At 44.6% G+C, this 22,212-nt stretch carries 21 protein-coding genes; 16 read left to right on the top strand and 5 right to left on the bottom strand.

The annotated features are described in order from the left end of the window. Nucleotides 1–12: 12 nt before the first annotated feature. The gene (locus tag LNN34_RS11530; RefSeq protein ID WP_059352601.1) at nt 13–921 is read right to left on the bottom strand and encodes an RluA family pseudouridine synthase; all 909 of its coding nucleotides are present in this window, start codon (nt 919–921) and stop codon (nt 13–15) included. A gap of 111 nt (nt 922–1,032) precedes the next feature. Between LNN34_RS11530 and LNN34_RS11525 the strand changes: the two genes are divergently transcribed. From LNN34_RS11525 to LNN34_RS11460, 14 genes are all read left to right on the top strand, one after another. Next, entirely contained in the window at nt 1,033–1,428 is a 396-nt protein-coding gene (locus LNN34_RS11525; protein ID WP_024120707.1) for a YhcU family protein, read from the top strand. A gap of 136 nt (nt 1,429–1,564) precedes the next feature. Next, on the top strand, nt 1,565–1,987 hold the full coding sequence (locus tag LNN34_RS11520) for a CBS domain-containing protein (protein WP_024120708.1): 423 nt from the start codon (nt 1,565–1,567) through the stop codon (nt 1,985–1,987). Between the two features lie 124 nt (nt 1,988–2,111). Then, complete coding sequence (locus LNN34_RS11515) at nt 2,112–2,774, top strand: HAD family hydrolase (RefSeq protein WP_044156626.1); 663 nt, start codon at nt 2,112–2,114, stop codon at nt 2,772–2,774. Between the two features lie 15 nt (nt 2,775–2,789). After that, a complete protein-coding gene (locus tag LNN34_RS11510; protein ID WP_024120710.1) occupies nt 2,790–4,331 on the top strand; it encodes a bifunctional GNAT family N-acetyltransferase/carbon-nitrogen hydrolase family protein in 1,542 nt (513 codons plus the stop codon). 116 nt (nt 4,332–4,447) lie between these two features. Then, nucleotides 4,448–5,359 carry an AEC family transporter gene (locus LNN34_RS11505; RefSeq protein WP_229043424.1) on the top strand — a complete coding sequence of 304 codons (912 nt, stop codon included), beginning with the start codon at nt 4,448–4,450 and terminating at the stop codon, nt 5,357–5,359. A 137-nt stretch (nt 5,360–5,496) separates the two neighbouring features. Beyond that, nucleotides 5,497–6,849: an aspartate aminotransferase family protein gene (locus tag LNN34_RS11500; RefSeq protein WP_229043422.1), complete on the top strand. Its 1,353-nt coding sequence runs from the start codon at nt 5,497–5,499 to the stop codon at nt 6,847–6,849. Nucleotides 6,850–6,879: 30 nt separating this feature from the next. Further along, entirely contained in the window at nt 6,880–7,455 is a 576-nt protein-coding gene (gene glpP, locus LNN34_RS11495) for a glycerol uptake operon antiterminator GlpP (RefSeq protein WP_029441192.1), read from the top strand. A 170-nt stretch (nt 7,456–7,625) separates the two neighbouring features. Beyond that, a complete protein-coding gene (glpF, locus tag LNN34_RS11490; RefSeq protein WP_229043420.1) occupies nt 7,626–8,450 on the top strand; it encodes a glycerol uptake facilitator protein GlpF in 825 nt (274 codons plus the stop codon). Between the two features lie 18 nt (nt 8,451–8,468). Continuing rightward, the gene (gene glpK / locus LNN34_RS11485) at nt 8,469–9,959 is read left to right on the top strand and encodes a glycerol kinase GlpK (protein WP_229043418.1); all 1,491 of its coding nucleotides are present in this window, start codon (nt 8,469–8,471) and stop codon (nt 9,957–9,959) included. A 144-nt stretch (nt 9,960–10,103) separates the two neighbouring features. Continuing rightward, a complete protein-coding gene (gene glpD / locus LNN34_RS11480) occupies nt 10,104–11,771 on the top strand; it encodes a glycerol-3-phosphate dehydrogenase (protein ID WP_229043481.1) in 1,668 nt (555 codons plus the stop codon). Between the two features lie 133 nt (nt 11,772–11,904). Then, nucleotides 11,905–13,650, top strand: a complete 1,746-nt coding sequence (locus LNN34_RS11475) for a phospho-sugar mutase (protein ID WP_099042741.1) — start codon at nt 11,905–11,907, stop codon at nt 13,648–13,650. 147 nt (nt 13,651–13,797) lie between these two features. Further along, complete coding sequence (locus LNN34_RS11470) at nt 13,798–14,940, top strand: GAF domain-containing sensor histidine kinase (RefSeq protein WP_229043416.1); 1,143 nt, start codon at nt 13,798–13,800, stop codon at nt 14,938–14,940. Then, nucleotides 14,937–15,584 carry a response regulator gene (locus tag LNN34_RS11465; RefSeq protein WP_229043414.1) on the top strand — a complete coding sequence of 216 codons (648 nt, stop codon included), beginning with the start codon at nt 14,937–14,939 and terminating at the stop codon, nt 15,582–15,584. Before LNN34_RS11470 ends, LNN34_RS11465 begins: the two co-directional genes overlap by 4 nt. Beyond that, the gene (locus LNN34_RS11460) at nt 15,581–16,105 is read left to right on the top strand and encodes an NADPH-dependent FMN reductase (protein WP_229043412.1); all 525 of its coding nucleotides are present in this window, start codon (nt 15,581–15,583) and stop codon (nt 16,103–16,105) included. Before LNN34_RS11465 ends, LNN34_RS11460 begins: the two co-directional genes overlap by 4 nt. Before the next feature lie 15 nt (nt 16,106–16,120). On the opposite strand, the gene LNN34_RS11455 is transcribed toward LNN34_RS11460, so the two are convergent. Beyond that, the gene (locus LNN34_RS11455) at nt 16,121–16,363 is read right to left on the bottom strand and encodes a YhdB family protein (protein WP_024120719.1); all 243 of its coding nucleotides are present in this window, start codon (nt 16,361–16,363) and stop codon (nt 16,121–16,123) included. Between the two features lie 201 nt (nt 16,364–16,564). On the opposite strand from LNN34_RS11455, the gene LNN34_RS11450 reads away from it, so the two are divergent. Further along, the gene (locus LNN34_RS11450; protein ID WP_044156615.1) at nt 16,565–16,888 is read left to right on the top strand and encodes a YqzG/YhdC family protein; all 324 of its coding nucleotides are present in this window, start codon (nt 16,565–16,567) and stop codon (nt 16,886–16,888) included. Nucleotides 16,889–16,930: 42 nt separating this feature from the next. On the opposite strand, the gene LNN34_RS11445 is transcribed toward LNN34_RS11450, so the two are convergent. From LNN34_RS11445 to LNN34_RS11435, 3 genes are all read right to left on the bottom strand, one after another. Then, complete coding sequence (locus LNN34_RS11445) at nt 16,931–18,385, bottom strand: LysM peptidoglycan-binding domain-containing protein (RefSeq protein ID WP_202656849.1); 1,455 nt, start codon at nt 18,383–18,385, stop codon at nt 16,931–16,933. Between the two features lie 152 nt (nt 18,386–18,537). Beyond that, nucleotides 18,538–18,978 (bottom strand): nitric oxide-sensing transcriptional repressor NsrR, encoded by a 441-nt coding sequence (gene nsrR / locus LNN34_RS11440; RefSeq protein WP_010333538.1) that lies wholly within the window; start codon nt 18,976–18,978, stop codon nt 18,538–18,540. A 111-nt stretch (nt 18,979–19,089) separates the two neighbouring features. After that, complete coding sequence (locus LNN34_RS11435; protein WP_059336448.1) at nt 19,090–20,622, bottom strand: mechanosensitive ion channel; 1,533 nt, start codon at nt 20,620–20,622, stop codon at nt 19,090–19,092. Between the two features lie 166 nt (nt 20,623–20,788). On the opposite strand from LNN34_RS11435, the gene spoVR reads away from it, so the two are divergent. Next, nucleotides 20,789–22,195: a stage V sporulation protein SpoVR gene (spoVR, locus tag LNN34_RS11430; RefSeq protein WP_059293151.1), complete on the top strand. Its 1,407-nt coding sequence runs from the start codon at nt 20,789–20,791 to the stop codon at nt 22,193–22,195. Nucleotides 22,196–22,212 lie beyond the last annotated feature (17 nt).

Raw genomic sequence — 22,212 nt, 5'->3', positions numbered from 1 at the left:
CTGCGGCTTTTTTCATGATAAATACGTATGGCATATGCTTTCTATATCAGCGGGAAGAGGTGCTTCGGCAACGACCAGCTCTTGGGTAATCGGATGAACAGCCTGTACCTTTTTGGCATGCAGCGCCTGTCTGTTAAGAAATTGGCTCCCGCCTCCGTAAAGTGTATCCCCCGTAAGCGGATGGCCGATGCTTGCCATATGCACACGGATTTGATGTGTTCTGCCTGTTTCCAGCTCTAATTCAGCAAGCGAGAGCTGTTCTCTCGCATTGATAGCAAGGGTGCGGTAATGGGTGACGGCGGCTTGTCCGCCTGGCGAAACCCGCCGTCTTGTCGGGTGTGATCTGTCTCTTCCAATCGGTGAATCGATTTTGCCTTTTTTCGGTTTCAGTTTTCCTTCAACAATTGCGAGATACGTACGCCTCAGCGTTTTTTGCTCTAGCTGCTGGTCTAAGATGGCATGCGCCAGACGATGCTTAGCGAATACGACAGCGCCTGATGTATCCTGATCAAGACGGTGGACATGGCGCACTTTGATTGTTTCTCCATTGACCTGAAAGTGATATGCGATCAAATTGGCGAGTGTGCCGGTTTGGCCTTCTTCATTGGGATGAGTGGAAATGCCAGCTGGTTTATTGACGATTAACATGTGGCGGTCTTCAAATAAAATATCAAGCTCTCCATACTCAGGTATGACGGAGGACTCTTCGTTTTCCTGAAGATCAATAAACAGGCGGTCACCCTTTTTTACGAGTATGTTGTTTTTGACAGGCTCGTGATTGACCTTTATATTGTGATAAGTCATCCATTCTTGGATAACGGGTTTAGAAGCTTTGAGCTCTGTTTTCAGCACAGAAAACAGCCATTGTCCGTCCTGTTTTTCACTGATTATCAGCTCTAGCCCTTTGCCTTTTTCTTTCATGATCAAATGGCTCCTTTTTTGCGCGAAAGGCCGCTGCTTCTCATAGGAAACACTTACCTTAACATTCGCGTTTTTTTCTGTGATATTCTTGAGAAAGACTTTGGATATTCGATGGCAAGAAAGGTGATAGACGTGAGAATCGTGAACGCAGCAACTGAAGAACAGGAAAGCTTTATCAAGGAACTGTCAATGGAGCTTTTCCATCATGTATTTCCTCTTTATTTCTCCGAACTGGACATTCAGCGCTTTAAAAAGAAAGGCGTTCTGTCTTTAAATAACCAATATTACCAAGGAACATTAAAAGAAGCTTTTCAAATTATGGCTTGTCTGCAAATGATACATATTATTCTGACAAAGCCTTCACCGCACGATGACTTGAGTGATCAAGCCATTTTTGATAAAAACAGCAAGATGCTGAATGATTGCGGAGTATATTTTCCGTTTGCTTTATCTGATTTTCAACCGAAAACAAACAATGCCTTTTCGGGTCACAGAAGGCTGATATAATCTGCGGCAAGAGCTTTTCCATTTTGAGAAAAGCTCTTTTTGCATCAGAGAAATCATACCACAAATCCTTTCCTGCAACTCCCTTTTTAATCATCCGGTGTCTGAACATACTAATGATTGAAAGGGGTGCTGACCAATGAGTTCAGTTAAACATTCAATGACAACGCAGGTAGCAACCGTTTCTCCGAATCAAACGATTCAGGAAGCGGCTTCTCTGATGAAACAGCATAACGTCGGGGCGGTTCCCGTGGTAGAGCAAGGTGTTTTAAAAGGAATGCTGACTGATCGTGACATTGCATTGAGAACCACAGCTCAAGGCCGAGATGGCCAGACACCCGTTTCAGAAGTGATGTCAACAGACCTCGTATCAGGAAATCCTAATATGAGTCTGGAAGACGCGTCGCATCTGATGGCCCAGCACCAAATCCGCCGCCTTCCTATTGTAGATCAAAACAATCTAGTCGGGATCGTTGCGCTTGGAGACCTGGCTGTCAATCAGATGTCAAACGAGTCTGCTGGAGAAGCGCTGACAAACATTTCTCATCAAAACTTGCATTAATAAGAAAGAGCTTGCAGTGTGCAGGCTCTTTCTTCACATAAACCCTTACTTTTTGAAAGCAGAGACGTTTCGGGGTATAGTGTATACATATATGTCTCAATTCGGGCCAAAGGAGTTGTACGCAGTGATAAAAGCGTTAATTTTTGATTTTGATGGACTTATTCTTGATACAGAAACGCATGAATATGAAGTCCTTCAGGAAATTTTTGAGGAACATGGCTCAGTTCTGCCGTTATCCGTTTGGGGCAAGGTTATCGGAACAGCGGCGGGATTTCGGCCATTTGAATACTTAGAAAAGCAGATAGGCAAAAAGCTGAACCATGAAGAGCTGACAAAACTGAGAAGAGACCGGTTTGCAAAACGCATGGAAACAGAAAAAGCGAGACCTGGTGTTGAAGCGTATCTGAATGCGGCAAAGGATTTAGGCTTAAAAGTAGGACTGGCTTCCAGCTCAGATTATAAATGGGTATCCGGCCATTTGAAGCAACTTGGCCTGTTTGACGAATTCGAAGTGATTCAGACAGCTGATGATGTAGAAGAGGTCAAGCCCAATCCCGAGCTGTATTTGTTAGCGGCAAAGAATCTTGGAGTATCGCCGTCGGAATGTCTCGCATTCGAGGATTCCGTCAATGGTTCGATTGCTGCCAAGCGAGCGGGCATGAAGTGTGTAATCGTTCCGAATCAAGTAACAGGCACCTTGATGTTTGAGGAATATGATCACAGGCTCGAATCAATGGCGGAGATGGAGCTCGCCCTATTGCTTGATCATCTGAACGCACAAAACTAGAAAGGAGCGAGTAGATTGTCTGAGAAATTAGATTTGACCCGTTTTGAAAAGAAAATGGTTATCCGTAATATCGAAGAGAAAGATATCGACAACATTATAGACCTTCAAAAGGACTGCTTTCCAGGCATGGAGCCGTGGAAGCGCGAGCATTTAATCAGCCATCTGGAGCATTTTCCGGAAGGGCAGTTTTGTGCAGAATTCGAAGGTGAAATTATCGGTTCGTGCTCAAGCCTCCTGATTAATTTTGATGAATATGATGACCGCCATACGTGGCAGGACATTACAGATGACGGATACATCACCAATCACAATCCGGATGGCTTAAACATGTACGGGATCGAGGTCATGGTGCATCCTGATTACAGACGGATGAAAATCGGCCATCGTTTGTATGAGGCAAGAAAGGATTTGGCAAGACGTTTAAATCTGAAAAGCATCATCATAGGCGGACGGATACCGAACTATCATAAATATGCTGATGAAATGACTGCGAGAGAGTATGTTGAACAGGTAACACGCCATCAAATTTACGACCCTGTCCTTTCTTTTCAGCTGATGAACGGTTTTACCCTGATGCGGATTAACCCGGATTATCTCCCGGATGATACAGCTTCAATCAAATATGCGACGCTGATGGAATGGAATAATGTCGATTATCTGCCGCAGCAGACAAAGCGTTATTATAAATCGGCCTTCCCTGTGAGAATTTGTGTCATTCAATACGAAATGAAAAAAATCTATTCCTTTGAGGAATTTGCGAATCAAGTAGAGTACTATGTCGATGTCGCATCTGACGCGAGGTCTGATTTTGCAGTGTTCCCGGAAATTTTCACGACCCAGCTGATGTCCTTCCTTGAGGAACGTTCACCAAGCTTGGCGGTACAGAGAATTACCGAGTATACTGAGGATTACATCAGTCTGTTTACAGACTTGGCTGTTAAGTATAATGTCAACATTATCGGCGGATCTCATTTTGTAGAAGAGGAAGGGAAAATTTATAATATCGCCTACCTGTTCAGACGCGATGGAACGATTGAGAAGCAATATAAACTGCATATTACGCCGAATGAACGCAAATGGTGGGGAATCAGCGCGGGCGACCAGGTACGTGTGTTTGATACGGACTGCGGGAAAATTGCGATCCAAATTTGCTATGACATTGAGTTTCCTGAACTTGCCCGCATTGCGGCCGATAAAGGCGCAAAAATTATTTTTACGCCATTTTGTACGGAAGACCGCCAAGGCTACTTGCGTGTCAGATACTGTTCACAGGCAAGAGCGGTCGAAAATCAAATTTATACCGTCATTTCCGGAACGGTTGGAAACCTGCCGCAAACTGAAAATATGGATATCCAATATGCTCAGTCCGGCATCTTTGCCCCTTCTGATTTTGAATTCGCAAGAGACGGCATCGTTGGGGAAACCAACCCGAATATTGAAATGGTCGTCATTGGCGATGTTGACTTAGAAATTCTCAGAAGACAGCGCCAAAATGGAACGGTGCGCCAGCTCAAAGACAGACGGCGTGATATTTATCATATTCACTATAAGAAATAATCCAGAAACCCGCCTGAATTGGCGGGTTTTTTTAAAAAAAGCGGAATTGAAACTCCTCTGCCGTGCTTTCTTTAAAATAGATATAAATGTGTGTACATCGGAAAAGAAGGTGCCTTATGGAGTTTCTGCTTGTTTTAGTCCCTGTTTTCGGAATCTTCGCAATTAGTTATATCGGACAGAAAACACTTGGTTTTGATATTCAGACTCTGTCCAAAATGTCCTTATATTTAATGTCTCCTTTTTTGGCTTTTGATACGTTTTATTCAAACGAGCTGACGATGGACTATGTGTATCTGTCTATTTTTGTGCTGGGTCTATGCCTGGTTCTTGTGCTGTTGGTCTCCTTTTTATCCTTTTTACATAGGTATCCGAACCAAGATCGCTGTGCCATGATTCTCTCATCAGCCTTTATGAATAACGGCAATTACGGTACGCCTGTCGTACTGCTTGTGTTTGGGACGGCGGGGCTGGATACGGCTGTTGTGTTAATGGTGCTGCAGCAGTTAATTATCAGTACTATCGGCATGTATTACGCTGCAAAGGGCGGTTCGGAGGAAGGCGGATTTAAAACGGTGATGACTCGGGTTATCCGTATGCCTGTGGCGTACGGAGCACTTTTAGGCGCAATTCTTCAGCTTATGCATATTTCAGTCCCTAAAGAGTTAATGACAGGCATTGAACTGGTCGGAAATGCGACGATTCCGACGATCATGATTATTCTTGGCATGCAGCTTGCGCTGATCTCTTTCAGGAATATTGAATACAGAAAAATTTCTTATTCTCTGCTGCTGAAGCTGATGGTATCACCGTTAATTGCGCTGGCCTTCACATTGATTTTGCCTGTGGATGACATGACGAAGCAAATTATGATCCTCGTAGCGGCCATGCCGACTGCCAATACGACCTTAATAGCCGTTCAGTTTAATACAAGGCCCGAAGTCGTTTCCAGTGCCACTTTTATCAGCACAATGCTGAGCATAGTCACTTTGCCGGTCCTGCTTTGGATGCTGCATCCTCTTTCTTCTTGATGAAAGAGGATGTTTTAATTACCCGGCGGTTTATTGACTCCTTTGTCGTCTGGCTTTATATTGAAGTCAGGGAAATCATCACCTAGACATCACATAAGAGAAGGTCTGTTTCAATTTATTTATTGAACGCTAATGAAATGGAGATGATGGGGATGGGAAACATTCAGCAAAATCAGGGATTAAAGCAAAAGGATGAGCAATTCGTGTGGCATGCTATGAAGGGAGCGCATCAAGCGGACAGTCTGATTGCCCAAAAGGCGGAAGGAGCCTGGGTGACTGATATAGACGGACGCCGCTATCTTGATGCGATGTCCGGTTTGTGGTGCGTTAATATTGGTTACGGCAGAAAAGAGCTTGCGGAGGCTGCCTATGAACAATTAAAGGAACTGCCGTATTACCCGTTAACGCAAAGTCACGCACCTGCGATTCACTTGGCGGAGAAGCTGAATGAGTGGCTTGGCGGCGATTATGTGATTTTCTTTTCCAACAGCGGATCGGAAGCAAATGAAACCGCTTTTAAGATCGCTCGCCAGTACCATCTGGAAAACGGCGACCACAGCCGTTATAAATTCATCTCTAGATATAGAGCCTATCACGGCAATACGTTGGGAGCGCTCTCTGCAACCGGCCAGGCACAGCGGAAATATAAATATGAACCGTTAAGCCAAGGATTCCTGCACGCCGCCCCGCCTGATGTCTACCGAAATCCTGAGGACGCCAATACATTAGAGAGCGCAAATGAAATTGACCGCATCATGACATGGGAATTAAGCGAAACGATTGCCGGTGTCATTATGGAGCCCATTATTACTGGCGGAGGCATTTTAATGCCGCCGGATGGATATATGAAGAAAGTGGAGGAAATCTGCCGCCGCCACGGCGCCCTGCTGATTTGTGACGAGGTCATCTGCGGATTTGGGCGGACTGGCGAGCCGTTCGGATTTATGCACTACGGCGTGAAGCCCGATATCATTACAATGGCAAAAGGGATTACAAGCGCGTATCTGCCATTGTCAGCGACCGCAGTTAAACGGGAGATTTTTGAAGCATACCAAGGAGAAGCTCCTTATGACCGTTTCCGCCACGTCAACACATTCGGCGGCAGCCCGGCAGCCTGCGCATTGGCTTTGAAAAACCTGCAAATTATGGAGGATGAACAGCTGATTCAGCGATCCCGCGATCTCGGAGCAAAGCTTTTAGGTGAGCTTCAGTCGTTGAGAGAACACCCTGCAGTAGGAGATGTAAGGGGAAAAGGGCTGCTGGTCGGAATCGAACTTGTCAAAGATAAGCTGACTAAAGAGCCGGCTGGCGCTGACCAAGTGAACCAAGTGGTTGCGGCATGCAAAGAGAAAGGGCTGATCATCGGCAAAAACGGCGATACAGTCGCCGGATATAACAATGTCATTCAGCTCGCCCCGCCATTTTGTCTGACAGAAGAGGACCTTGCATTTATCGTAAAAACGGTGAAGGAAAGCATACTGACGATTTGATACAAAAGTGATTTGTTAAAGGAGCACACTATGAGTTTTCACAACCAGCCTATTTTACCGGCTATTCGCAATATGAAGCAATTTGATGAGTTTTTAAACAGCTCGTTTTCGTACGGCGTGATACTTGATATTCATCTCGGACAATTAAAGGGCGTGATCAGAGAGGCGCAAAAGCACGGGAAGAAGATGATGGTGCATGTCGATTTAATTCAAGGGATCAAACATGATGAATACGGAGCGGAATTCATCTGCCAGGATATCAAGCCAGCGGGGATTATCTCAACAAGATCAAACGTGATTGCAAAAGCGAAGCAGAAGAAAATCTATGCGATCCAGCGTTTGTTTCTGCTTGATACAAGCGCAATGGAAAAAAGCATGGAGTTTGTCGGCAAGCATAAGCCTGACTTCATTGAAGTGCTGCCGGGCATCGTGCCGTCACTTATTCAGGAAATTAAAGAGAAAACAGGTATCCCTATCTTTGCGGGAGGTTTCATCCGCACAGAACAAGATGTAGAACAGGCACTGAAAGCTGGTGCCGTTGCTGTCACCACATCTAACACCAAATTATGGAAAAAATATGAAAACTTTTTGACAGAAAGTGATTGACACCGCTTTCATCCGCTGATACAATTGCACTAGGTTAATACAATGTGATGGAGAATCCGGAGACCCACAGCAGCTCTTTACGGTAAAAGTTATACATCCGTAAAGCGGTTTGTTGTGTTTTTTTTATTCTCTATCATACTTCTTAATCGCAACCTTAGGAGGAATTATCTATGACAGCATTTTGGGGAGAACTAATCGGTACGATGCTGCTTGTTATTTTTGGCGCAGGTGTTTGTGCAGGAGTCAATTTGAAGAAATCGCTTTCATATCAATCTGGCTGGATTGTTGTTGTATTTGGATGGGGATTAGGTGTGGCAATGGCCGCTTATGCGGTCGGCGGCATCAGCGGCGCCCATCTCAATCCCGCGTTAACGATAGCATTAGCTTTTGTTGGTGATTTTCCGTGGAAAGAGGTTCCGGTTTACATTGCGGCGCAAATGATCGGTGCAATGATCGGTGCGGTGATTGTTTACCTTCATTACCTGCCGCATTGGAAGTCTACCGATGATCCCGCTGCCAAGCTGGGTGTTTTTTCAACCGGACCCAGCATTCCGCATACGTTTGCAAACGTTTTAAGTGAGGTTATTGGGACATTTGTCCTTGTGCTTGGAATTTTGGCGATTGGGGCAAATGAGTTTACAGAGGGACTTAACCCTTTAATCGTCGGTTTTCTCATCGTTGCTATCGGTATTTCTCTTGGAGGAACCACGGGATATGCAATTAATCCCGCCCGCGACTTAGGTCCGCGGATTGCCCACGCACTTCTGCCGATTCCGGGGAAAGGCTCATCAAACTGGAAGTACGCATGGGTTCCTGTTGCCGGCCCGATTTTGGGCGGATCATTCGGCGGTGTATTTTACAGCGCCGCGTTTCAGGGGCAGATTACAAGCAGTTTCTGGATTGTAAGCGTTGTATTGGTTGTGGTATTGTTAGGACTCTATGGCTATACGAAAAAACATGCAGCTCAAACACTATCAAATTCAAAATATATTTAAGCAAAGGGGAGACATCTTATGGAAACTTACATTTTATCCTTAGATCAAGGGACAACAAGTTCAAGAGCGATTCTGTTTAATAAAGAAGGCAAAATCGTTCACTCCGCTCAAAAGGAATTTACACAATACTTCCCGCATCCAGGGTGGGTTGAGCATAATGCAAATGAAATTTGGGGATCTGTCCTTGCTGTTATCGCATCTGTCATTTCTGAATCGGGAATCAGCGCTTCTCAAATTGCCGGAATCGGCATTACCAATCAAAGGGAAACAGCGGTTGTTTGGGATAAGGATACAGGAAAGCCTGTGTATAATGCGATCGTTTGGCAGTCACGACAGACATCTGGAATCTGCGAGGAGCTTCGCGAAAAAGGATATAATGATACATTCAGAGAGAAAACAGGCCTTTTGATAGATCCATATTTTTCTGGCACGAAGGTGAAATGGATTTTAGACAATGTGGAAGGCGCAAGAGAAAAAGCGGAAAAAGGCGAGCTGCTGTTTGGAACGATTGACACATGGCTCATTTGGAAAATGTCAGGCGGAAAAGCGCACGTGACGGATTATTCCAACGCCTCAAGAACGCTGATGTTTAATATTTACGATTTGAAATGGGACGATGAGCTGCTTGAGATTTTAGGCGTTCCGAAATCAATGCTCCCTGAAGTAAAACCGTCCTCTCATGTGTATGCAGAGACAGTTGATTATCACTTCTTCGGAAAAAATATTCCGATTGCTGGAGCGGCAGGCGACCAGCAGTCCGCGCTGTTCGGCCAGGCGTGCTTTGAAGCAGGCATGGGGAAAAACACATACGGCACAGGATGTTTCATGCTGATGAATACAGGGGAAAAAGCAATTAAGTCGGAACACGGGCTGCTGACAACAATCGCCTGGGGCATTGACGGTAAAGTTGAATATGCTTTAGAAGGAAGTATTTTTGTCGCAGGCTCAGCCATCCAATGGCTCAGAGACGGAATGAGAATGTTCCAGGACTCTTCGCTTAGCGAATCATACGCAGAGAAAGTTGATTCAACTGACGGCGTATATGTCGTTCCGGCCTTTGTCGGCTTGGGAACGCCTTACTGGGACAGCGATGTGCGCGGTTCAGTTTTCGGCCTGACTAGAGGCACAACAAAAGAACATTTTATCCGTGCCACGCTGGAGTCATTGGCTTATCAGACGAAAGATGTGCTTGATGCAATGGAAGCGGATTCTAACATTTCATTGAAAACGCTTCGTGTGGATGGCGGCGCTGTTAAAAATAACTTTTTGATGCAGTTTCAAGGGGATATTTTGGATGTGCCTGTGGAACGACCGGAAATCAATGAAACAACTGCGCTTGGCGCGGCATATTTGGCAGGTATCGCTGTGGGATTCTGGAAGGATCGTTCTGACATTATTAACCAGTGGAATCTGGATAAGCGTTTTGAACCTAAATTGGAAGAAGAAAAACGAAATGAGCTGTATACAGGCTGGCAAAAAGCCGTTAAAGCAGCTATGGCTTTTAAATAAAATAAGAGTATGTTATAATGGTTACAAGTTAATAAGAACGGTCCTGAGATGAGGAGAGACCACAGCACCAAAGTGTGAACATGCACTTTGGCTGTTGTGGTCTCTTTTTCTATTTACTTACCGTGACAACAAGGAGGAAACGTAATAATGAAAAATCAATTTTCAAGTCTTGAGCGGGATCGCATGCTGACAGACATGACGAAAAAAACATATGATCTATTTATTATCGGAGGAGGAATTACAGGAGCTGGTACAGCTCTTGACGCGGCATCAAGGGGCATGAAGGTCGCACTCAGCGAAATGCAGGATTTCGCGGCTGGAACATCAAGCAGATCAACAAAATTGGTTCATGGCGGATTGCGCTATTTAAAACAATTTGAAGTGAAAATGGTCGCTGAGGTAGGGAAAGAGCGGGCGATTGTCTATGAAAACGGCCCGCACGTTACCACACCGGAATGGATGCTGCTTCCGTTTCATAAAGGCGGCACATTCGGCTCATTCACAACCTCTATCGGTTTAAGAGTTTATGACTTCTTAGCCGGCGTAAAAAAATCAGAACGCAGAAGCATGCTTTCAGCAAAAGAAACGCTGCAAAAAGAGCCTTTGGTGAAAAAAGACGGTTTAAAAGGCGGCGGCTACTATGTTGAATACCGCACTGACGATGCGAGACTGACAATAGAGGTCATGAAGGAAGCGGTCAAATTCGGGGCAGAGCCTGTGAATTATTCCAAAGTAAAAGAACTCCTTTATGAAAAAGGCAAAGCAGTCGGTGTATTAATTGAAGACGTTTTGACGAAAAAGGAATATAAAGTATACGCGAAAAAAATCGTCAATGCGACAGGCCCTTGGGTAGACCAGCTCAGAGAAAAAGACCATTCTAAAAACGGAAAGCACCTTCAGCATACAAAAGGTATTCACCTTGTATTTGACCAATCTGTCTTTCCTTTGAAACAAGCGGTATATTTTGATACACCGGACGGCCGCATGGTGTTTGCTATTCCTCGTGAAGGCAAAACATACGTGGGCACAACCGATACTGTTTACAAAGAGGCCCTGGAGCATCCGCGCATGACAACTGAGGATCGCGATTACGTCATCAATTCAATCAATTACATGTTCCCGGAACTGAATCTTAAAGCGGATGATATCGAATCAAGCTGGGCTGGCCTGCGTCCGCTCATTCATGAAGAAGGGAAGGACCCTTCCGAGATTTCACGCAAAGATGAAATTTGGACGTCAGATTCAGGCTTGATTACTATTGCCGGCGGTAAGCTGACCGGGTACAGAAAAATGGCGGAGCACATTGTCGATCTTGTTCGTGATCGATTAAAAGAGGAAGGCGAAAAGGATTTCGGCCCATGCAAAACGAAAAACATGCCGATTTCAGGCGGGCACGTCGGCGGTTCTAAAAACCTTGCATCCTTCGTGACGGCGAAAACGAAAGAAGGCATTGCGGCCGGCTTATCAGAAAAGGATGCGAAACAGCTGGCTATCAGATACGGCTCCAACGTAGAGCGTGTCTTTAATCGGGTCGAGGCACTGAAAGACGAGGCTGTGAAGCGAAATATCCCGGTTCATATCCTTGCCGAGGCAGAATACAGCATTGAAGAAGAATTGACTGCAACGCCTGCTGACTTCTTTGTCCGCAGAACGGGACGTTTATTTTTTGATATCAATTGGGTAAAAACATATAAAGACGCCGTTATTGATTTTATGAGCGAGCGATTCCAGTGGGATGAGCAGACGCAAAACAAACATACAGAAAACCTTAACAAGCTATTACACGATGCGGTTGTACCGGTCGAACAATAAAAATAACGGGCTGTCTGCAGCCCGTTTTTTCTTTTATGAGCCAGAAAGCGTCAGATCTCAAGATATCAAGTGACAGAGACGCTCTCTTCATATTAAAATAATGGCATATGGCTGATACATAGGAGGACGAATTATGACTTGGAGAAAGAGCTATGAACGCTGGAAACAGACAGAAAATTTAGATCCTGAATTAAAAAAGCTCCTCACTGAATTAGAGGGGAATGATCAGGCTCTTGAAGACTGCTTCTATAAAAACCTTGAATTCGGAACTGGGGGTATGCGCGGAGAAATTGGCGCCGGTACGAATCGGATGAATATTTACACGGTGCGCAAGGCATCAGCGGGATTTGCGGCATACATCTTGCAGCAGGGTGAGGAAGCGAAAAAACGGGGCGTTGTCATTGCGTATGATTCCCGCCATAAATCACCGGAGTTTGCGATGGAAGCGGCAAAAACGCTTGCTGCACAAGGCATCCAAACGTACGTATTTGATGAGCTTCGTCCGACGCCGGAGCTGTCATTTGCTGTCAGACAACTGAACGCTTATGGAGGAATTGTCGTGACGGCTAGCCATAACCCGCCTGAATATAATGGGTACAAAGTGTACGGTGATGACGGCGGCCAACTGCCTCCGCGTGAAGCAGACATCGTCATTGAGCAGGTAAACGCCATCGAAAATGAACTGACAATCACAGTCGAAGATGAAGAAGCGTTAAAAGAAAAAGGCTTAATAAAGATCATCGGTGAAGAGATTGATAAGGTCTATACTGAAAAACTGACATCTATTTCCGTTCATCCTGAGTTATCCGGAGAAGTGGATGTGAAAGTGGTTTTCACTCCGCTGCATGGAACCGCAAACAAACCGGTCAGACGCGGACTCGAAGCCCTCGGCTATCAAAATGTCACGGTCGTGAAGGAACAGGAACTGCCAGATCCGGACTTTTCAACTGTAACATCTCCGAACCCAGAAGAGCATGCTGCTTTTGAATACGCTATTAAGCTCGGCGAAGAGCAAAATGCAGATATTCTTATTGCAACAGATCCAGATGCGGACCGCCTTGGCATTGCGGTGAAAAATGATGAAGGCAAATATACAGTGCTGACAGGAAACCAAACCGGTGCCCTGCTGCTTCATTATTTGCTTTCTGAAAAGAAAAAACAAGGAATCCTGCCTGAGAATGGCGTCGTTCTGAAAACAATTGTAACAAGTGAAATCGGCCGCGATGTCGCATCTTCATTCGGACTCGATACGATTGATACACTGACGGGCTTTAAGTTTATCGGTGAAAAGATTAAAGAATACGAAGCCTCAGGCCAGTACACTTTCCAATTCGGATATGAAGAAAGCTATGGTTATTTAATCGGAGATTTCGCCCGCGACAAGGATGCCATTCAGGCCGCACTTTTGGCAGTTGAGGTTTGCGCGTTCTATAAGAAACAAGGAACGTCATTATACGAAGCGTTAATGAATATCTTCAAAGAATATGGTTTTTACCGTGAAGGGCTGAAATCACTGACGCTGAAAGGAAAACAGGGAGCGGAGCAGATTGAAGCGATTCTTGCTTCCTTCAGACAAAATCCGCCGCAAACAATGGCCGGAAAACAGGTTGTCTCAGCAGAGGATTACGCTGTAAGCAAACGGATGGTTTTGACGGAAAATAAAGAAGAAGCCATCGACCTGCCAAAATCAAATGTATTGAAATATTTCTTGGAAGACGGATCTTGGTTCTGCCTCCGTCCTTCTGGCACTGAGCCGAAGGTCAAATTTTATTTCGCTGTAAAAGGAACATCCCTACAAGACAGTGAACAGCGTCTTGCCGCACTTTCTGACGATGTCATGAAGACAGTTGACGAAATTGTCGAAGCAACAGCAAAATAATTTGAAAAAAGCTGGATCACGCAATGTGATCCGGCTTTTTTCTATTTCTCATCCAAAAGTCTGAAAGAAAATCATCCTTCATGTGAAGTAACAATATTCAAAAAACTGGTATAATCTTAGATAATAACCATAGCCGGAGTGAGAGACGTGACCAAACCGAGGGTGGAAAAATTAAGAACGCTGAAAACCATTGCCGAGACTTTGAATCAAGGACACGATGTCAAAGCAACGCTGAATGAAGTGTTAAAAGAATTGCTGAGCTTAACGAATCTTCAGTCTGGATGGATCTTTCTCATTGAAGAGGACGGTTCCTATACATTAGCGGCAGACGCATACCTGCCGCCTGCTTTAAGCAGGAGGGAAAAAGTGCTGATGTGTGAAGGGGAGTGCTATTGCCTGACGAAATTCAATAACGGCGGACTTAGAAAAGCAGCCAATATTATGAACTGTAAACGCATAGAATCAGCTGAAGAGCTGCATTGTTTTGACACAGAAGGGATTACGCATCATGCAACCGTTCCCTTAGAAGATGGAGACAGACGGTTTGGTTTATTAAATGTGGCGGCGGCCGGAAAGACACTTTTTGATGAGGAGGAGCTTCATTTGCTGGAGGCAGTTGCTTTTCAGATCGGAACGGCGATACAGCGGATGAGGCTTGCTGAATACAAACAAAAAAACGCTCTTTTAATGGAGCGGAACCGTCTCGCTCAGGAGCTGCATGATTCAGTCAACCAGATGCTGTTTTCCGTCAGTTTAACAGCAAAAGCGGCAAAGACATTAACACAAGAAGAGACCCTGCAGCAAATGATTGATTTTATTCAAACTTTATCGCAGGATGCTCTGGCTGAAATGAAGTCCTTAATCTGGCAGCTTCGCCCCGGAGGATTAGAAAAAGGGCTGGCTGAAGCCATTAAAAGCTACGGCACACTGATCGGATTGAATGTCGTCTTTACACAAAACGGATGTCCGGTCCTTCGTGATGAAGAGGAGCATATGCTGTGGCGTGTCGCGCAGGAAGCCCTCAATAATTGCAAAAAGCATGCCGGGACTGATACGGCATATGTCAGAATGGCTTCTTCTTCGTCCTATGCAGAACTGGATATTATCGATCATGGGGCAGGATTTTGTTATGAAGCGCACGCCGGACTGCCTTCACTTGGCATCAAAGGAATGAAAGAACGGGCAGAAAAAGCCGGCGCGGAATTTTCCATTGAATCAGAACTTGGAGCGGGCACGAAGCTGTCCGTCAGGCTTCCGCTTACCAATCAGAAAGGAAGAACAGTGAGATGAGAATTGTCATTGCGGATGATCACCATGTTGTCCGGAAGGGGCTTCGTTTTTTCTTTGCCACTAAGGACGACATTGACGTTGTCGGAGAAGCGGCAACCGGAATTGAGGCCCTCCGTGTCATTGAAGAAACAAAGCCGGATCTTGTGCTGATGGATCTGTCCATGCCGGAAATGGATGGAATAGTGGCAACAAAAAAAGCAGTACAGCAATTTCCCGGCGTGCATATCATCATACTGACGAGCTACTCCGATCAGGAGCATGTCATCCCTGCGCTTCAGGCAGGAGCGAAGGCGTATCAGTTGAAGGATACAGAGCCGGAGGAATTGGTGAAAACATTGAGACAGGTCTATTCAGGTGAATACATGCTGTCTTCAGCTATTATGCCCCATGTGCTGACACATATGAAAAAACAGAATGAACCGGAAAAAGAAAAATATTATCAATTAACCCGGCGGGAAAGAGATGTGCTAAATGAAATTGCTTGCGGAAAAAGCAATAAAGAAATCGCGGCGTCGTTGTTTATTTCAGAAAAAACAGTAAAAACTCATGTGTCTAATCTTTTAGCAAAGCTTGAGCTGGCGGACCGCACACAAGCAGCGCTTTTTGCAGTGAAATACAACCTGAATGGAGAGACCACAAAGTGAACATATTAGTGATTAGCGGCTCGCCGAGAACACATGGCAGGACAAGAATTGCGGCAGCCTATATTTCAGCTGTGTATCAAACGGATTTGATTGATTTGAGCGAATTTATATTGCCGTTATTTAACGGTGAAGCCGAACAGGCCGAGCTTACGCGGGTACAAGAGCTGAAACAGCGCGTCAGCAAAGCGGATGCGATTGTATTACTATCTCCTGAATATCACAGCGGCATGAGCGGCGCTTTAAAAAATGCACTGGATTTTTTAAGCAGCGAACAATTTAAATATAAGCCAGTAGCTCTTTTGGCAGCAGCAGGCGGCGGAAAAGGCGGAATCAATGCGCTGAACGATATGAGAACCGTGATGAGGGGCTTATATGCCAATGCCATACCGAGGCAGCTTGTGCTTGATCCGGTAACGATTGATGCGGAAAACGCAACAGTAACGGAACGCATGGCGGCCAGCATAAAAGAGCTGATGGAAGAATTGCACATGTTCGCAAATGCAGGAACCCCCGGCGTCTAAACACCGGGGGTTTTTTTATGTGAGAAGCGCTAATTGATCCTCATATGTCAGCTCAGTGGCATGGTCAATATAGCGGAGAAGAGAATACAGCACCTTTTCTAATACAGCATAATCCTGTTCAAAATGGTATGCATGCAAAAAATGCTCTATTCGTTTTGATAACAAATCATCCTCTGTCCGCACCATTAAAATTAATAAATTATCCCATTGGGAACGATGGGTGTAATACAATGCTTTGTCGTAATCAGCATAATCCATATCAATCGCTTCTCCTTTCCTGTGTGAGAAGTTCAGGATTAGTTTATGCCGCATCAGCTGTTATTGACGGGGCAAAACTTGGCGTCTGCGTCAGAACTGGGGTAGCAATATGAGGGAGACATAAAATGAAAATGTCTGAATGAAGCAAGCGGTTTTGGAAAACCTAAGATGAAAATAATCTGGGTACAGGAGACTGAAAACATGAAATCTCTGCCGTATGCCATTGCGCTTCTGTTTTGCGGTTTACTCATCTTATCGATGGCTGCAAAAGGGCATTCAGAAAACATGAACGAGTCTGTTCAAAAGTGGGAACAGCTCGCTTGGAGTAAAATTCAAGATGAATATAAAGGGGCTTCTTTTTCCGATTACGCCTATATGGGGCGGACCGAGGTGAATGACCAGCAGACAAAGGATGTCTTTCGGGTGACCGTCAAACAGAATGATGAAACATTTTCCGTGCGTGCGGAAGTTTATTTTCACCCTGTGACAAAACATATGATCAGCATCAATGTGTTTCGTCTTTAATAAAAAAACTGTACAGCCGACAAAGGCCATACAGTTTTGTTTTTAGAAATAACGCTTTGCTCCGAGGTAGCGCTGTTTCCAGTATGAGTTGTTCATATTTGAAATGACAACCCCTGAGTCGTTGGCATTAATGAATTCCCCGTTTCCGAGGTAAATCCCGACATGAGAAGGGCCGGCTTTGTATGTCGAAAAGAAGACAAAGTCTCCGACTGCAGGCTGGCTGACAGGTTTCATGGTGTTCCAGTAGCCAGCCGCCGTTAATCTGGACACAGAAGTCACTTTGTTTAGCGCATAGTAAATGAATCCGCTGCAGTCAAATCCGGCCGGTGTTGTTCCTCCCCAGCGATATGGAACACCAAGGTGCTCCTTAGCGGCCGCGATCATTTTGTTAATCTTCGCGCTTGTTGAGATCATGCTGCCTGAAGATCCGGAACTTGAATTTGAAGATGAAGCTTTGCCTGTAATCGTGAGCTTCTGGCCGATTTGTAAGACATCGTTTTTCAAGTTGTTTTTCTCCCGGATCTGCTGGGCTGTCACATTGAACTTTTGAGCGATCACCCATAAGGAATCACCGCTCTTCACCGTATATGTAGTCGTCGTTGTGCCGGAGCTTGAATTTGACGAAGACGGTGTTGTTGATGTGCTGGAACTTGATTTGCCGGTCAGCTTCAGCACTTGTCCGACGTACAGAACGTCTGATTTCAGATTGTTGCTGTTTCGGATTTGCTGTACAGTCAGGTTATATTTGTTTGCGATCTTCCAAAGTGAGTCTCCGCTTTTTACGGTGTACTTCGTTGTTGCTGACGCTGATTGATTCGATTTGGATGAATTGTTTTTGGATGACGAATTAGAACCCGCTGATTTTGTTTTTAACACTTGATTCACATAAATGGTATCTGATTTTAAATTGTTCAATACCTTCAATTCAGCGATGGACATATTGACTTTGTTCGCGATTTTCCAAAGCGAATCACCTAGCTGCACTTTGTAAGTGCCAGTCGAAGCTGAAGAGCTTGAGCTCGATTTAGATGATTTAGATGATTTAGAGCTGCTTGAAGTGCCGGAACTGGAATTTGAAGAAACCTTTCCGGATACTTTTAATTTTTGCCCTGCACGAATCATGTCGCTGCTCAATCCGTTTAACTTTTTCAGTTCCTGTACCGACATCTTAAACTCATTGGCAATCAGCCATAGTGAATCGCCGCTTTTCACTGTGTAAACAGAATTTCCGCTCTTCTTTGCTGTTGAGCCTGAAGAAGATGATGAAGTGCCGGAATTGCTGCCTGGGATGGTAAGCGTCTGGCCGATTGACAGGACGGTAGTCGAAAGATGGTTGGCGGATGTGATGGCCGCTACACTTGTGTTGTAGTTTTGCGCCAGCTTCCATAAGGAATCTCCGCTTTTGACTTTAATCGTTGCTGCTTCAGCGGGTGTAATCGCTAGTGTTGTGCTGACAATCGCGGATGCTGTCAGCCCTGCTGCTAATTTCTTTTTCATCTGAGCTCTCCTTTTTCCCCCAATGATTTTGAATATGCTGTTTCTTTTTTATATCGGCAGATTCAACTCATCGTTTTGCCTTTTTTAAAAATCAGTCATATTATCTTAACAGAAAGCAGGAAAAAGGGCATAAAAAAAGAAGGAATCATCAACTATTCCTTCATTTTCAAAAGCTGCATAATTTCCTCTTTGTTTTTGACAAGGTCTCGCAGCGTATATTTGTTTAAAACGGCAAGATAGGCCATAAGCGCTTCATTAAGCACGTGTTTTAAGCCGCACACTGGAGAAATAATGCAGAGATTTCTATTCGCATCAAAACATTCAACAATATTAAAATCGTCTTCTGTTTTTCTGACGACCTCTCCGATATTAATGTCTTCAGGATCCATGCCTAAACGTATGCCGCCGCCCCGTCCGCGTATCGTTTCTACATATCCGAGCTGACCGAGCCTGTATATGACTTTCATGAGATGATTTTTTGAAATAGAATACGTTTCGGCAATCTGTTTTATATTTGAAAGTTCTCCGGGACGTTCTGCAGCAAGAAAAATCAAAACTCGTAATGAATAATCTGTATAATTTGTTAACTTCATATTAAGACCTCGGAATAAGACATTTTCTATATCTTATCATAATCTATTATAAAATGAAAAAAAAGGAATTTCCCTAAAAAAGCGTGCACCCTGCTGGGCACACGCATTTTTTTAATTCATGTCATTGGAAGGATTTTGTTTTGAACGGTTTTTCGTATCAACTTCAGTGTTTTGAATTTTGCGTTCGAATTTAGAAAGATAACGTGAAGCAAAATCCTTTCCGCCAAGACCGAATGATAAACCGAATGCAAGTGCGAATCCGCCAAGCACGATGATAAATGCGGAATTGACAATTGTGTCAGCGACTCCGAGCTGATCAAGGGCCATAAAGAAAGCCAGTGCGATGATTGTATACTTTGCAATCGCAGCTAAAGATTTGAACTCCTGACCTTTGATCATGCTGGCCAGTACCTTGCGCACCAATTCTCCGGCGTAAAGGCCGATTCCGAGGATAAATACTGCGACAAGGACATTCGGCAGATACGCGATGATGCCGCCAGCGATCTCAACGAGTAAATGCAGCTGAACAACTTGCAGCGCCTCGGCTGTAAACAGCAGGATCACAATGATTTGCGCAATCATACCGACAACTTGGGAGAGTGACAGCTTTGCGGATGCGCCAGGTTCTACGCCCATTTTTCCTAATAAAGAATCAAAGCCTGCACGGCGGAGCAGTCCGGACACCATTGTGTTTACCCATTTTCCGGCCCATATACCGGCTAAAATCAGTACGATGGCGATAATGATATTCGGAAGCATGTTTAAGATGGTATTGAGCATAGAGACGGCTGGCTGAGAAATGCCGGCGACATCAAGACGATCAAGCGCTGAAATGACAACCGGAATGAAAATCAGCACATAAGCAATGGTTCCGATGACAGCAGAAAGGCTTGTATCCTTTAAGTAAATGGATAATCCCATACGAGCAGCGAATCTTTCTGTACCGATGCTTGCTAGGAAATTCGTGATGATGTCACGGACCAGGCGGGCGATGAGCCAGCCGATTAAAACGATCAGCGCCGCAGCGAATAATTTCGGCAGAAAAGCGAGTACGCTTTCCATCATATTTGTAAACGGGCCTGAAATTCCGCTGATATTCAGCGAAGATAAGACTCCCGGCAAGAATATGAGCAGCACAAGATAAAAGACAATTTGTGAAGCGGCGTTAACTGCCTGGTGAATATCTTTCCCTTCAGATACCAAGTTCCATTTGCGCAGTTTTTCGCTCGTGTTCAGCTTCATCCCGATTTTTTTGACAAGAAAGCTTAACACAGAAGCTGCCGCCCAGCCTAACAGCAGAATCAATCCGGCCTTCAGCAGGCTCGGAACAGCAGCTGCAATAGCAGAAAGCATGCTGACAAAAGGCGAAGCCACTGTTGTCAGGTGCAAAATGTTAAAGAATAAAATAAAGACGATAATCAAAGCGATAAAATAAACGACCTTGCTTACGATTTTTTCTGATGAATAGCGTGACGGCTTTTTCTCAGCAAAGATCTTGTCGTCGATTTTTGTTTTTCTGAGCCCTTTGTACACCGCTTTTTCAATGATTTTGGCGATAGCCCATCCGATTAATAAGACAAGCAAAGCAATGATGAGGTTTGGCAACTTACTGAGATAAGAAGAAAACATGTCTGCTGCATTCAATTGGTATCGCTCCTTTTTTTCGTAATATGGTCTGTTTTTACCCACTGACACATTTGGCAAACAGGCCAATGTGCAGGGCGAGTTTTTTTCAGGCAAAAATGTGACTTATCATCTTTTATCAGGCGGGCTCATACATTATAGATAAGTCCAAGTAGGGGGGATTCGGTTGAACGCGGAGGAGAAAAAGGGATTACAGCGGGCAATTGAGGAAATTACCGAAGTTGCAAAAGGATTCGGCCTTGATTTCTATCCGATGAGATATGAAATCTGCCCGGCTGAAATTATTTATACATTCGGCGCGTACGGGATGCCGACAAGATTCAGCCACTGGAGCTTCGGGAAACAGTTTCATAAAATGAAACTGCATTATGACCTTGGATTAAGCAAAATTTATGAGCTTGTCATTAACTCAGACCCATGCTACGCCTTTTTGCTGGACAGCAATTCACTGATACAAAATAAATTGATTGTCGCCCATGTTCTCGCTCACTGTGACTTTTTCAAAAACAACTGCCGCTTCCAAAACACGAAGCGTGACATGGTGGAAAGCATGGCGGCAACGGCGGAGCGAATTAAGTATTATGAACGGATTCACGGAATAAAGGAAGTGGAGGCCTTTTTAGACGCGATCCTTTCAATCCAGGAGCATATCGATCCTTCTTTGGTGCGTCCGAAGCTCCAGTGGAGTGTGGATGATGAGGAAGAAGAGTTTGAGGAAATGGCTACGCCGTACGATGATCTATGGAATTTAGATGGAAAGAAACCGAGAAAACAACTGAAAAAATCAAAAAAACCTTTCCCGCCGCGGCCCGAGAAAGATATTCTGCTTTTTATTGAAGAGCATTCAAGGGAACTTGAGCCGTGGCAGCGTGATATTTTGACGATGATGAGAGAAGAAATGCTTTATTTCTGGCCTCAGCTGGAAACGAAAATTATGAATGAAGGATGGGCTTCATACTGGCATCAAAGAATTATCCGGGAGCTTGATTTAACCTCTGATGAAGCGATAGAGTTCGCCAAGCTGAATGCCGGGGTTGTCCAGCCGTCAAAAACAGGAATCAATCCTTATTATTTGGGACTGAAGATTTTTGAAGATATTGAGGAACGGTATAACAATCCGACTGAGGAAATGAAGAAAATAGGCGTCAAGCCGAACTCAGGCCGGGAGAAAATGTTTGAGGTCAGAGAGATTGAATCAGATATCTCATTCATCCGCAATTATTTAACAAAAGATTTAGTGATGCGCGAGGATCTTTACCTGTTCCAAAAGCAGGGCAGAGACTACAAAATCGTCGATAAAGAGTGGGAGGCTGTCCGCGACCAGCTTGTGAGCATGCGGGTAAACGGAGGATTTCCGTATTTGACAGTAAACGAAGGCGATTATCTGAAAAATAACGAGCTCTTAATTAAGCATTGGTATGAGGGCATAGAACTGGATTTGAAATACTTGGAGAAAGTGCTTCCTTATTTATACCAGCTGTGGGGAAGAAGCGTGCATATCGAATCTGTGCTGGAGGATAAGCAAGTGATGTTTTCGTATGACGGAAAAGGGGTTCACCGCAGGTATTTATAAGAAAAAAGGATGCAGTC

This window comes from Bacillus sp. AF23, assembly GCF_020861455.1.
Taxonomy (GTDB): Bacteria; Bacillota; Bacilli; order Bacillales; family Bacillaceae; genus Bacillus; species Bacillus halotolerans.
The sequence above is the reverse complement of the archived record's forward strand: the minus strand, read 5'-3'. Positions and strand labels throughout refer to the sequence as shown.